Genomic DNA, 12,778 nt, shown 5'->3' with positions numbered 1-12,778 from the left:
GTCTGGATTCCTGTCTTGGCGCCTGGGCTCAGGCAACGCCGAGGGCGATGCGGCCCACCGCAAACACACTGACGATCATGCCGAGCACGGCAACGAACTTCACCGCGGTCTGCAGCACCAGGGCCAGCAGCGATTCGTGGATGTAGTCCTCCAGCACGACCTGCAGGCCGAGCTGGGCATGCCAGAACATGGCGATCAGCAGGCCGATCAGCGGAACGGCGTTCCACGGCTTGGCGATCGCGGCGGTGGCAGTCACGTAATCCGAGCCCAGCAGGCCCAGCACGAACACCAGGAACCAGATGCCCAGCACCACCAGCGCGGCGGCGGTCAGGCGCTGATGCACGAAGTGCTCGGTGCCGGTCTTGGCCGAACCGAGACCGCGCACGCCCTTCAACGGGGTACGGAACTTGCTCATGCGGCACCTCCGAACAGCACATAGGCCCACACGGCCAGGGTGATCAGCAGGCTGCCGATCACCGACATCCAGCTGCTGCGGATGAAGGTGGCAATGCGGAATCCGATCGCGAAGTCCTGCACGATATGGCGGATGCCATTGCACAGGTGATAGGCGAACGACCATGTCCACGCGAACAGGAACACGCGGCCATACCAGGCCCCGGCATGGCCGGTGAAGCAGTTCCAGGATTCGGGCCCCATCATCAGAGCCAACAGGCCTCCGGCGATGATGAGGGCACCAACAGACAGAAAGACGCCAGTGGCTCGATGCAGGATCGAGGTGGCCATCTGAATCTGCCAGCGATACACCTGAAGGTGCGGAGAAAGGGGACGTTGTCTGGTCGCCATTCGCTGGGCTCGTTGTCTCGGCTGGGCGGCATAAGGCCGCGTTGGCTCAATGCTGATCAAAAATCGATGCAGCGTCCGTTTTTTTCCCAATCGCCATACCGCACCGGATCAAGTCCGCCGCGGCCACCGAATTCTTCTTCCACCTCTGGTTGTTCCACGGGCACAGGGACCGGGGGAACCAGCGGGGCTTCAGCTTCGGCGTCGGGAGTGGGGGTTGTTTGGCCTATCATGATGGGTCTCGCAACGCACAAATTTTAGACCTCGTTCACGTGCCTGACAACCTTCCCCCTGCTTTCGTCGCATATCCGCGCCTGCCCGGCCATCAATTGCTGAGCCTGCAGGGCGTGGATGCAGTGGCTTTTGCCCATGCCCAGTTCAGCAGCGACGTGACCGCCCTGCCCCTGCTGCACTGGCAGTGGAGCGCGTGGCTGAGCGCCAAAGGCCGCACCCTGGCGGTGTTCCAGCTGCTGCGGCTGGCCGATGACCATGTGCTGCTGGTGCTCGCCGACGGTGATGCCGATGCGATTGCGTCGCAACTGCAGCGCTTCGTGTTCCGCCGCAAAGTGAAACTGCAGGTGCATGCGGACCTGGCCGTGGCCGGTGCCTTTACTGCGCCGGAAGCCGCCGCTGGCGCCGCCATCGCGCTGGTCGGCAGTCAGGGTTGGGAGCTGGATCTGGGCAGCGACGCACTTCCCCGTACGCTGCGCATCGGCCCGGTCGAGGCCTTCCCGGCCAGCGACGAAGCCGAAGATGCCGCCTTCGCCCTGGCCTGGCGCCAGGCCGACCTGCGCTTTGGCCTGCCACGCTTGGCAGAGAGCCAGCGCGAGGTGTGGACCCCGCAGCAGCTGGGTCTGGACCGCCTCAACGGCTACAGCGTGAAGAAGGGCTGCTACCCCGGCCAGGAAATCGTCGCGCGCACCCATTTCCTCGGCAAGGCCAAGCGCGCGGTGCAGCTGCTGCATACCGCTGCACCTGCGCAGGCAGGCGATGGCGTGCAGCAGGACGGCGTCGCGCTCGGCACCCTGGCCAGCGTGGCCGGCGATCTGGCACTGGCTGTGCTGCCGCTGGAGACCGGCGACAGCGAACTGCAGGTGGGCAACGCGGTCGCGCAGCGGATGCCGCTGCTGGACGGCCTGGCGCGCTGAACCGCCGATCCGGCATTTCATCCACGCATGTCATCCACGCATGGCGTGGATCTACTGGTGATCACGGTGGGTGCGGACCGTTGGTCCGCACGCCTTCGGCGAAGGAAGGTAGTGCCGGCCACTGGCCGGCAACCACGCCGGGTTGAGGTTGCCGGCCAGCGGCCGGCACTACCGGTTACAGGCGCTCGCCGGTTTCCGGGTTGAAGAAATGCAGGCCCTGGGGGTGGATCGCCACCCGGATGTCCTCGCCCACGCCCGGCAGCGACTGCGGCGCCACGCGCATGGTCAGCGCGTGCTGGCCGCTGCTCATGTTGACGAAGATCTCGTTGCCGACCGGCTCGATGCCTTCGATGCGCGCGGTGAACGCATGCGTGTCTTCACTGCCTGCCGGCTGCAGGTGCTCGGGACGCACGCCCACGGCGATCGGCTTCTGCAGCCACGCCGGATCGATCGTCGCCTGCCCCAACGGGGCACGCCACTGGCCATCGACCACGGTCACGCCACCAGCGTCGCCCTGCAGCGTGCCGCGCAGCACGTTCATCGCCGGGCTGCCGAGGAAGCCGGCCACGAACAGGTTGGCCGGGCGGTCGTACAGCGCCATCGGCGTATCGATCTGCTGGATGATGCCGTCCTTCAGCACCACGATGCGCTGGCCCAGGGTCATCGCCTCGACCTGATCGTGGGTCACGTAGATCATGGTGGTGCCCAGCTTGCGGTGCAGCTGCGCGATCTCGGTGCGCACGCTGTGGCGCAGCTTGGCATCCAGGTTGGACAGCGGCTCGTCGAGCAGGAACACCGCCGGCTCACGCACCAGCGCACGGCCCAGGGCAACACGCTGGCGCTGGCCACCGGACATCGCCTTGGGCAGCTTGTCCATCATGTCGGTCAGGCCCAGCGTCTGCGCGGCTTCGCTGATGCGCTTGTCGATGGTCGCCTTGTCGTGCCCGCGCAGCTTCAGGCCAAAGGCCAGGTTCTCGGCCACGGTCATGTGCGGATACAGCGCGTAACTCTGGAACACCATCGCGATGTCGCGATCCTTCGGCGCCACGTCGTTGACCACGCGATCACCGATGGTCAACGTGCCGCCGCTGATCTCTTCCAGCCCGGCCACCATCCGCAACAGGGTCGACTTGCCACACCCCGACGGACCGACCAGCACCATCAACTCGCCGTCGGCGACCTCGAAGGTGGCGTCCTTCACTGCAACCTGGCCGTTGTCGTAGACCTTGCGCACACCCTGCAACTGCACTTTTGCCATTTCACTCATCCAGTCCGCCCGACGCCGGGCTGTCTTTTGGGACTGCCTCGGCCCTCCCGATGGCAGTGATGATTGCGCGGTTGCCGCATGACGGCGACCACTGCAATCGAATACAGTTGCCCATTCTGCCATGTAAACGTTTTCACGTGGCACTATCCGACAGTCGGTGCGCGCCGACCTGCATCGTCGACCGAACGAAGGGTTGCCGCTGTAGTGGTTTCGATTGGAACGGTGCTCCGCCAACCCGGAAAACCGATCCAGATGAGCCTCGGACAGGCAGTTGCGCGGATGTCCCCCGAACCCAGCCATGAAGCGATTGACAACGATGTCACCCGGATCTGAAACTCGAGCGATGCACGACACACTCTTCCTGTTTGGTGCCACAGGTGATCTGGCCCAGCGCTACCTGTTCCCTTCGCTGCTGCGCCTGCTCGGCGACGGCCTGCTGCCGGAGGATTTCCGCATCCGTGCGCTGGCCCTGTCGGGCCACGACACCGAAGCCTTCCATGACATCCTGCGCCCGCGCCTGCAGCAGGCGATGCCGATGGCCAGCCAGGAGGACATCGCCTCCCTGCTGCGCCGCATCGACTACCGCTCGGTGGACCTGCGCGACGTCGACTCGGTCGCCGCTGCCGTGTCCGACCTGGTCGACCGCCGCTGCGTGAGCTACCTGGCGATCCCCCCGGGCCTGTACATCTCCACCTGCGAGGGCCTGGCCAAGGGCGGCGCGCTGGCCGCACCCGCGCGCCTGATGCTGGAGAAGCCGATCGGCAGCGACAGCGAAAGCGCCGAGGAGATCATCACCACCATCGGCCAGTGGATCGACGAAGACCGCGTGTTCCGCCTCGATCACTACCTGGGCAAGGCGGCGGTACAGAACCTGATCGCGCTGCGCTTCGGCAACACGCTGCTGGAAGCGGTGTGGAACCGCAATTACATCGAATCGGTGCACATCCTGGTCGCCGAAAGCGAAGGCGTGGATGGCCGCGATGCCTACTACGCGCGCTCCGGCGCCCTGCGCGACATGGTGCAGAGCCACATCCTGCAGCTGCTGTGCATGGTGGCGATGGAGCCGCCGGCGTCGCTGGAAGCCGACCGCATCCGCGATGAGAAGGTCAAGGTGCTGCGCGCACTGCGCCCGCTGGATGCCAAGCACGCCGCGCGTGACAGCGTGCGCGGCCGCTATACCGCCGGCAGCATCAACGGCCAGCCCGCACAGGCCTACCAGCCGCCGGAAGGCAGCGACGTGGAGACCTTCGCCGGTGTCACCGCGCACATCGACAACTGGCGCTGGAGCGGGGTGCCGTTCCACCTGGTCACCGGCAAGCGCCTGCCCGAGCGCACCACCCGCGTGGTGGTGACCCTCAAGCCGGTCACGCATTGGTTGTTCGAGCGTCCGCAGCGTGCGCAGGCCGCACCGAACCGCCTGGTGTTCCAGCTGCAGCCGCAGGAGAACATCGAACTGGGCCTGATGAGCAGCCTGGCCGGGCCGGAATGGGGCGCGCTGGAACTGCAGCCGCTGGAGCTGGAGCTGTCGGTGCCGACCGGCCTGCATCGCCGTATCGCCTACGAGCGCCTGTTCCTGGACGCGTTCAACGGCAACCACACCCTGTTCGTGCGCGATGACGAAGTGCGTGCCGCCTGGGCCTGGATCGACAGCGTTGCCGATGCCTGGAAGGCGGCCAACCTGCCGCTGGAACCCTACCCTGCCGGCCAGTGGGGCCCGGCCAACGCGGTCGACTTCCTGCCGCAGGGCGTGGATGCGCCGGACAGCGGAGCGTCGGAATGAGTGCCAGCTCGCAGCCCGTGCTGGTCGCCGACATCGGTGGTACCAATGCCCGCTTCGCCCTTGCCGACACCTCGCAGGACGCCCCGCTGCTGAAAGAGAGCATCCGCGAGTACGCCGTGGCGGAGTTCCCGTCGCTGGGTGATGCCGCGCGCCACCATCTGGAGCAGATCGGCGCCACCGCAAGCCGTGGCGTGTTCGCAGTCGCCGGTCGTGTCGATGGTGACGAAGCCCGCATCACCAACCATCCGTGGGTGATCTCGCGCAGCCGCACGGCCGCGATGCTTGGTTTCAACGAACTGCACCTGATCAACGACTTCGCCGCGCAGGCGATGGCGATTTCGCTGCTGCAGCCCGATGACGTGGTCCAGGTCGGCGGTGCCGCCTGGGTTCCGGGCAAGCCGGGTCAGCCGCGCAACTACGCAGTGATCGGCCCAGGTACCGGCCTCGGTGTCGGCGGCCTGATCCTTCGCCACGGCCGCTGTTACCCGCTGGAAACCGAGGGCGGCCATGTCAGCTTCCCGCCGGGAACGCCGGAAGAGATCCGCATCCTGGAGATCCTGTCCGAGCAGTTCGGGCGCGTCTCCAACGAGCGGCTGATCTGCGGCCCCGGCCTGGTCAACATCCATCGCGCAATCTGCGAGATGGCGGGTATCGACCCGGGCCAACTGCAACCGGTGGACGTGACCGCCCGCGCCCTGCACGGCGATCCACAGGCGATGCGTACCGTGGATGTGTTCTGCGCGGTGTTCGGCGCCATTGCCGGTGATCTGGTGCTGACCCAGGGCGCCTGGGATGGTGTGTTCCTGACCGGTGGGCTGACTGCGAAGATGCTCGATTCATTGCAGCACTCCGGTTTCCGCCAGCGCTTCGAACACAAGGGCCGGTTCTCTTCGATCATGGCGCGGGTGCCGTCGCTGGCCGTGATGCATCCCCACGCCGGACTGCTGGGCGCCGCTGCCTATGCTGCCGACGCCGAACGTGACGCACCAGGAGTTGCCGCATGACCCCCATCTTCCAGGACGACCGTATCGACTTCATCAACCATGGCGATGCCGATGGCTGGATCGAAGCGGTTGCAGCCGAAATGGCGCAGGCGATCAACCACGACATCACCGAACTGGGCCGCGCACGCATCCTGCTGTCCGGCGGTACTACGCCGGCCCCGATATACCAGGCGCTGGCCGAGCTGGACGTGCATTGGGACCGCGTTGAAGTGAGCCTGGCCGACGAGCGCTGGTTGTCGCCGCAGGATCGCGACAGCAATGCGTGGCTGGTGCGCGAGAGCCTGCTCACGCGTGCCGAAGGTGCGCACTTCGATCCGCTGGTGCGGATCGGCAAGCCGCTGCCCGAATGCGTGTATACCGCCAACCTGCAGGCCCAGCACAGCCAGGCGCCAAGCCTGGTCGCACTGGGCATGGGCAACGACGGCCATACCGCCTCGCTGTTCCCGGGCTCGAAGGACCTGACCCGCGCGCTGGAAAGCACCCTGCCGTACGCCGCGCTGGATGCCACCGGATGCCCCGGTGCCAACCAGTGGCCGCTGCGCATCACCCTGACCCCGCGCGGCCTCGGCCAGTGCCGCCAGCGCCTGCTGCTGCTGCGCGGCAAGCAGAAGCTGCAGGTGCTGCGCCAGGCATTGGACAGCAACGACCCGCAGCAGTATCCGATCCTCAACGCGATCAACCTGGAAGGCGCGCGCCTGCGCGTCCACTGGGCTGATTGATGTCGGCGGCGGCGCCCTGCTGCCGCTTGCCTCTCGCCACCTCGAACGCCGGTAGCCAATGAGCCTCCATCCGCAACTGCAAGCCATCACTGAGCGCGTCATCCGCCGCAGCGCCGCTTCGCGCGCCGCCTATCTGGCAGCGATCGACGCCTCCCTGCGCGATGGCCCGTTCCGCAGCCGCCTCAGCTGCGGCAACCTCGCCCACGGTTTCGCTGCCTGTGGCGGCACCGACAAGAGCCGCCTGCGCGGCGGCGTGACGGCCAACCTGGGCATCATCACCGCCTACAACGACATGCTGTCGGCGCACCAGCCGTTCGAGACCTATCCCGAACAGATCCGTGCGGTGGCCCGCGAACTGGGCGCGACGGCACAGGTTGCCGGCGCTGTGCCGGCGATGTGCGACGGCGTCACCCAGGGCCGTGGCGGCATGGAGCTGTCGCTGTTCTCGCGCGATGTCATTGCCCAGGCCACTGCGATCGGGCTCAGCCACGACATGTTCGATACCACCGTGTACCTCGGTGTGTGCGACAAGATCGTGCCGGGCCTGCTGATCGGCGCCCTCGCCTTCGGCCATCTTCCGGCGGTGTTCGTGCCGGCCGGCCCGATGACGCCGGGCATTCCCAACAAGCAGAAGGCCGAAGTGCGCGAGCGCTACGCCGCCGGCGAAGCCACCCGCGAAGAACTGCTGGAAGCCGAATCGGCGTCCTACCACGGCGCAGGCACCTGCACCTTCTACGGCACCGCCAATTCCAACCAGGTGCTGCTGGAAGCGATGGGCGTGCAGTTGCCGGGCGCATCGTTCGTCAATCCGGACACGGCGCTGCGCGATGCACTGACCCGCGAAGCCACCGAGCGCGCACTGGACATCACCGCGCTGGGCGACGACTTCCGTCCGCTGGGCCGGATCATCGACGAGCGCGCGATCATCAACGCGATCATCGCGCTGATGGCCACCGGCGGCTCGACCAACCACACCATCCACTGGATCGCGGTGGCACGTGCGGCCGGCATCGTGCTGACCTGGGACGACTTCGACGAGCTGTCGCAGCTGATCCCGCTGCTGGCGCGCGTCTATCCGAACGGCGAAGCCGACGTGAACCGCTTCGCTGCAGCGGGTGGCCCGGCGTTCGTGTTCGGTGAACTGATCAAGGCCGGCCTGATGCATGGCGACCTGGTCAGCGTTGCCCGTGGCGGCATGGCCGACTACGCGCGCGAGCCGCAGCTGCGCGATGGCAAGCTGGTGTACCTGCCGGGCCTGGAACGCAGCGCCGATGAAGAAGTGGTGCGCGGTGTCGACAACCCGTTCGAGAGCCAGGGCGGCCTGCGCCTGCTGCGCGGCAACCTCGGCAAGTCGCTGATCAAACTGTCGGCGGTGAAGCCGCAGTACCGCACCATCGAAGCGCCGGCCGTGGTGGTTGATGCGCCGCAGGTGCTGAACAAGCTGCACGCCGGCGGCCTGCTGCCCGAGCATTTCGTGGCGGTCGTGCGTTACCAGGGGCCGCGTGCGAACGGCATGCCGGAACTGCATTCGCTGGCGCCGCTGCTGGGCCTGCTGCAGAACCAGGGCCGGCGCGTGGCGCTGGTCACCGATGGTCGCCTGTCTGGTGCGTCGGGCAAGATTCCCGCCGCCATCCACGTGACGCCGGAAGCTGCACGCGGTGGTCCGCTGGGCAAGGTGCGCGAGGGCGACATCATCCGCCTGGATGGTGAGGCCGGCACGCTTGAAGTGCTGGTGGACGCAGCCGAATGGGCCGCGCGTACACATGCGCCGAATACGGCGCCGGCCGCCAATGACCTGGGCCGCAACCTGTTCGCGATCAACCGGCGCGTGGTGGGTCCGGCCGATCAGGGCGCGATCTCGATTTCGTGTGGTCCGGCGGCGGCTGACGGTGGGCCGTGGGACTACGACGCGGAGTATGAGCTGGGGCACGATGCTGCTGCGGCGGCGGCGCCGCATGAGGCGAAGGACGCCTGAGGGATTGAAGCGCGTTGCGGGTATGTGGCGGCGGTTGGTTTCCAGGGGGCGGCGAAGGGCAGGCCGTCGCCAGGACACGCCGTAAATACATCCCTGTAGGCTCGATCGCGCCATCCATGGCGCGAACGGTCCTGGCGACGCCCTGCCCTCCGCCGCATCACAGTTTCCGGCGCCGATACGCCGCGAAGTGATCATTGAAAGCACAACTAGAGCGAAAGCAAAGGCAGAAGCAGAGCTATGGGTATCGAACAACATCAGGTGCGGGCGGCGGAGCTGTTGCATGCGGCCGGCATCCTGCCGGTGGTGACGATTCATACGCTGGACCAGGCACGTGCGGTCAGCGCGGCGCTGCTGGAAGGCGGATTGCCGGCGATCGAGCTGACGCTGCGGACGCCGGTGGCGGTGGAAGCACTGGCGATGCTCAAGCGTGAGCTGCCGGATGTGGTGGTCGGCGCGGGTACGGTGCTGACGGTGGAGCAGATGCAGCAGTCGATCGATGCGGGTGCCGATTTCCTGGTGACCCCGGGCACGCCGCCGGTGCTGGCCGATGCGTTGGCTGCGGCACCGCTGCCGGTGGTACCGGGTGCGGCGACGCCGACCGAACTGCTGGCGCTCTACGCGCGCGGTTTCCGCGTGTGCAAGCTGTTCCCGGCCACGGCCGTGGGCGGCCTGGCGATGATCAAGGGCGTAGCCGGCCCGATCGCCGACCTCAAGCTGTGCCCGACCGGTGGCATCACCGAGAACACCGCCGCCGAGTACCTGGAGCAGAAGAACGTGGTCTGCATCGGTGGCTCGTGGATGGTGCCGGGCAACTGGATCGAGGCCGGCCAGTGGGACAAGGTGCGCGAAAGCGCCGCGCAGGCCGCGAAGATCGTCAAGCGCGTACGCGGCAACTGACGCACTGCGGGGTCAGAGCCCTTTCCCGCCGGGAAAGGGATCCGCCCCAAGCGCGCAAAGCGCGCGACCCGCTCCTTCCGTTCCCTTCTTCATTCTGCGGTGGCAGCGCACGGAACCTGTCCGTGGCCCTGCGGAGGGATCGCGCAGGGGCGTAAGCGCCGTGGATGGCGCGCCCGAGCCTCCAGGGATGGATTCACGGCGTCCCCTGCGCGATCCCTCCGCAGGGCCAACCCCACGAACTCCGTCCCACCACCGCGAGGGGCTCAGCCGTTGGCTGAAATCCTTACAGCGGCCGTGCCGGATCCACCAGCCCGTACTGGCTGGCCATCCGCGCCAACGCGATGTTGTCGTGGATTCCCATCTTCTCGAACAACCGCGCCTTGTGCGTGTTGACCGTCTTCGCGCTCAGGCTCAGACGACGGGCGATATCTTCCTGGCGCAGGCCCTGGGTCAGCAGCAATGCCACTTCCAGCTCACGCGGCGACAGGTTGTCGAACGGCGAGCCGTTGCCTTCCACGGTGGACAACGCCAGGTTCTGCGCGATGCTCGTGCCCAGGTAGCGCCGTCCGGCAGCTACGTCGCGCACCGCACGCAGCAGTTCCTGCGCATCGCAGCCCTTGCCGATGTAACCGGCGGCGCCGGCCTCGAGCAGGCGCTTGGGCAGCGGACCGTCTTCCAGCACCGACACGATCACCACCCGCGTGCTGCGGTGGCCACGGACGATGCGCTCGGTTACTTCCATCCCGCTCACGCCGGGCAGGTGCAGATCACACAACACCACGTCCGGTTGCAGCTGGCGGATCGCGGGCAGCGCGTCTTCGCCCGTTTCGGCCTCGCCCACCACTTCAATGTCGGTTTCACTCGACAGTATCATTTTCATCCCGGTGCGGACCAACGCATGGTCATCCACCAGGTAGACTCGAATCGTCATTCACGTACCTCTTCGAATGCGGCCAATACGGGTCAACCTAGGCAGGAGCACCTGACCACTGCAAGCGCGGATGTTGCGCAATTCCGGCGTTCTGCCTTGCGCATCACATTCTTCACGCACTGATCGTGCCCCTTGCCCTGCAGAACCCGTTACAACGAAACAACCCGTCCCTCAGCTAGACGCCCTTGGGAGGGCATCCACGTCACTCCCCTTGCGTGATCGCTTCGCTGGCCGTCGCTGGCGGCGAACCGTGCCGTCGCCATGGATGACGGCGGCTGAACATGACCAGATAGCACCCTACCACCCAAACCAGCGCGGCACACCACCCGGCGAGGATGTCGGAGGGGTAATGCACCCCCAGATAGACCCGGGAAACGCTTACCAGCAGGCTGAACGACGGCGCCAGCAGCAGTACCGGCCAGCGCCAGCGGGTATTCCAGGCCAGCAGCACCAGGGTGACCGCCAGGGTCATCGAGCCCATCGCGTGGCCACTGGGGAAACTGAACGTGGATTCCGGCGCGATCGATTCCCACAGGCTGGGCCGGTCACGCTGGAAGAAGTGCTTGCTGCCCATGTTGAGCAGCGCCGACCCTACGAAGCTCACGGCCACGAAGGTCGCTTCGCGCCAACGCCGGTGCCAGGCCAGTGCACCGACAATCAGCACATCAGCCGGGATCAGGAACCACTCGTAGCCCAGCTTCGACAGCAGCACGAACACATGGTCCAGCCACGGCGAATGCAGGCCGTGCATCTGCCACAGCAGCGGCGCATCGAAATGGAAGGATTCGAACTCGTGCACCTCGTCGGCCAGGGCGACGAATCCGGCCAGCGGCAGCAGCACGCCGGCAAACAGCAGCAGCAGCCGCCAGGCATTGCGCGCCATCCAGTGGCGGAAGCCGGAGGCGGGCTCCGGTGCAGCGAGGATCGTCGGCTTACCCGGCGCTTCGGACATAGGTGCGTTCAACGTAATCATCGATCAGGGCGACGAATTCCTGGGCGATGTTCTCGCCACGCAGGGTCACCTTCTTCTCGCCATCGACGAACACCGGTGCCGACGGTGCTTCACCGGTGCCCGGCAGCGAGATGCCGATGTTGGCATGCCGCGACTCACCCGGCCCGTTGACCACGCAGCCCATCACCGCCAGGGTCATGTTCTCCGCACCCGGGTGCTGGATCTTCCACAGCGGCATCTTTTCGCGCACGTGGTTCTGCACCACCTTGGCCAGCTCCTGGAAGAATTCCGAGGTGGTACGGCCGCAGCCCGGGCACGCCGTGACCAGCGGAGTGAAGGCGCGCTGGCCGGTGGTCTGCAGCAGTTCCTGGGCGACGATCACTTCCTGCGTGCGCGACTGGCCCGGTTCGGGCGTCAGCGAAATGCGGATGGTGTCGCCGATGCCTTCCTGCAGCAGCACGCTGAGCGCCGCCGCCGAGGCGACGATGCCCTTGCTGCCGATACCGGCTTCGGTCAGGCCCAGATGCAGGGCGAAGTCCGAACGCTGGGCCAGGTCGCGGTAGACCGCGATCAGCTCCTGCACGCCGCTGACCTTGGCCGACAGGATGATGCGATCGCGCGGCAACCCCAGCTCGACGGCCTGCTCGGCCGAATCCAGTGCCGAACGGATCAGCGCCTCGCGCAGCACGCGGCCGGCGTCCCAGGGCTGTTCGCGGTGGTTGTTCTCGTCCATCAGCTTGGCCGCCAGGGCCTGGTCCAGCGAGCCCCAGTTGGCGCCGATGCGCACCGGCTTGTTGTAGCGGATGGCGAACTCGATCAGCTGCGCGAACTGCAGGTCCTTCTTCTTGCCGAAGCCTACGTTGCCCGGGTTGATGCGGTACTTGGCCAGTGCTTCGGCGCAGGCCGGCTCGGCCGTCAGCAGCTGGTGGCCGTTGTAGTGGAAGTCGCCGATCAGCGGTACGTCGATGCCCATCATCGCCAGCTTGTCGACGATGCGCGGGATCGCCGCGGCCGCTTCGACCGTGTTGACGGTCAGGCGCACCATTTCCGAGCCGGCACGCCAGAGCTCAGCGACCTGCTTGACGCTGGACGCCACATCGGACGTGTCGGTATTGGTCATCGACTGCACCACGACCGGCTTGCCACCGCCCACGGTGACTCCACCGATCTGGACCGCTTGGGTCAGGCGACGGGGCCAGGAAGTGGCATCGGAGGGGGCTGTAGGGCGGGTGACGGCGTCATGCATGCGGGCATTCTAACGCCCGCCCCGACCTTCCGGGTGTGTCGCATTCAGGCGACAGTCC

At 66.7% G+C, this 12,778-nt stretch carries 13 protein-coding genes; 6 read left to right on the top strand and 7 right to left on the bottom strand.

Translation table 11 applies throughout. From position 1 onward, the window contains the following. Nucleotides 1-28 precede the first annotated feature (28 nt). Genes sdhD through M2299_RS18425 form a run of 3 tightly spaced genes read right to left on the bottom strand, consistent with a single transcriptional unit; the run spans nt 29 to nt 1,034 of the window. Nucleotides 29-415, bottom strand: coding sequence for a succinate dehydrogenase, hydrophobic membrane anchor protein (sdhD, locus tag M2299_RS18435; RefSeq protein ID WP_025878813.1), 387 nt, complete (start codon nt 413-415; stop codon nt 29-31). After that, nucleotides 412-804 carry a succinate dehydrogenase, cytochrome b556 subunit gene (gene sdhC / locus M2299_RS18430; RefSeq protein WP_025878812.1) on the bottom strand — a complete coding sequence of 131 codons (393 nt, stop codon included), beginning with the start codon at nt 802-804 and terminating at the stop codon, nt 412-414. The genes sdhD and sdhC overlap by 4 nt, the downstream gene beginning before the upstream one ends. Nucleotides 805-860: 56 nt before the next feature. Then, entirely contained in the window at nt 861-1,034 is a 174-nt protein-coding gene (locus M2299_RS18425; protein ID WP_080149151.1) for a DUF1674 domain-containing protein, read from the bottom strand. Between the two features lie 39 nt (nt 1,035-1,073). Here M2299_RS18425 and M2299_RS18420 point away from each other — a divergent pair, with 39 nt between their 5' ends. Further along, entirely contained in the window at nt 1,074-1,949 is an 876-nt protein-coding gene (locus M2299_RS18420; RefSeq protein WP_025878811.1) for a folate-binding protein YgfZ, read from the top strand. 175 nt (nt 1,950-2,124) lie between these two features. Here M2299_RS18420 and ugpC read toward each other — a convergent pair whose 3' ends face one another. Then, entirely contained in the window at nt 2,125-3,207 is a 1,083-nt protein-coding gene (gene ugpC / locus M2299_RS18415) for a sn-glycerol-3-phosphate ABC transporter ATP-binding protein UgpC (RefSeq protein WP_025878810.1), read from the bottom strand. A gap of 352 nt (nt 3,208-3,559) precedes the next feature. Here ugpC and zwf point away from each other — a divergent pair, with 352 nt between their 5' ends. The 5 genes from zwf (at nt 3,560) to eda (ending at nt 9,591) form a co-directional block, all read left to right on the top strand. Then, the gene (gene zwf, locus M2299_RS18410) at nt 3,560-4,996 is read left to right on the top strand and encodes a glucose-6-phosphate dehydrogenase (protein ID WP_025878809.1); all 1,437 of its coding nucleotides are present in this window, start codon (nt 3,560-3,562) and stop codon (nt 4,994-4,996) included. After that, the gene (gene glk, locus M2299_RS18405; protein WP_100468153.1) at nt 4,993-6,000 is read left to right on the top strand and encodes a glucokinase; all 1,008 of its coding nucleotides are present in this window, start codon (nt 4,993-4,995) and stop codon (nt 5,998-6,000) included. Before zwf ends, glk begins: the two co-directional genes overlap by 4 nt. Continuing rightward, nucleotides 5,997-6,719: a 6-phosphogluconolactonase gene (gene pgl / locus M2299_RS18400; protein ID WP_280884800.1), complete on the top strand. Its 723-nt coding sequence runs from the start codon at nt 5,997-5,999 to the stop codon at nt 6,717-6,719. The genes glk and pgl overlap by 4 nt, the downstream gene beginning before the upstream one ends. A gap of 58 nt (nt 6,720-6,777) precedes the next feature. Beyond that, the gene (gene edd / locus M2299_RS18395; RefSeq protein WP_025878806.1) at nt 6,778-8,694 is read left to right on the top strand and encodes a phosphogluconate dehydratase; all 1,917 of its coding nucleotides are present in this window, start codon (nt 6,778-6,780) and stop codon (nt 8,692-8,694) included. Nucleotides 8,695-8,931: 237 nt separating this feature from the next. Further along, on the top strand, nt 8,932-9,591 hold the full coding sequence (gene eda / locus M2299_RS18390; protein WP_223485098.1) for a bifunctional 4-hydroxy-2-oxoglutarate aldolase/2-dehydro-3-deoxy-phosphogluconate aldolase: 660 nt from the start codon (nt 8,932-8,934) through the stop codon (nt 9,589-9,591). Between the two features lie 283 nt (nt 9,592-9,874). Here eda and M2299_RS18385 read toward each other — a convergent pair whose 3' ends face one another. The 3 genes from M2299_RS18385 to ispG form a co-directional block, all read right to left on the bottom strand. Further along, nucleotides 9,875-10,522, bottom strand: a complete 648-nt coding sequence (locus tag M2299_RS18385; protein ID WP_025878804.1) for a response regulator — start codon at nt 10,520-10,522, stop codon at nt 9,875-9,877. 202 nt (nt 10,523-10,724) lie between these two features. Beyond that, nucleotides 10,725-11,474: a phosphatase PAP2 family protein gene (locus tag M2299_RS18380; RefSeq protein WP_025878803.1), complete on the bottom strand. Its 750-nt coding sequence runs from the start codon at nt 11,472-11,474 to the stop codon at nt 10,725-10,727. Next, complete coding sequence (ispG, locus tag M2299_RS18375; protein ID WP_025878802.1) at nt 11,455-12,720, bottom strand: flavodoxin-dependent (E)-4-hydroxy-3-methylbut-2-enyl-diphosphate synthase; 1,266 nt, start codon at nt 12,718-12,720, stop codon at nt 11,455-11,457. Before ispG ends, M2299_RS18380 begins: the two co-directional genes overlap by 20 nt. Between the last annotated feature and the right edge of the window lie 58 nt (nt 12,721-12,778).

Origin of the sequence: Stenotrophomonas sp. 1278 (genome assembly GCF_029892765.1) — a bacterium.
GTDB lineage: Bacteria > Pseudomonadota > Gammaproteobacteria > Xanthomonadales > Xanthomonadaceae > Stenotrophomonas > Stenotrophomonas indicatrix.
The sequence above is the reverse complement of the archived record's forward strand: the minus strand, read 5'-3'. Positions and strand labels throughout refer to the sequence as shown.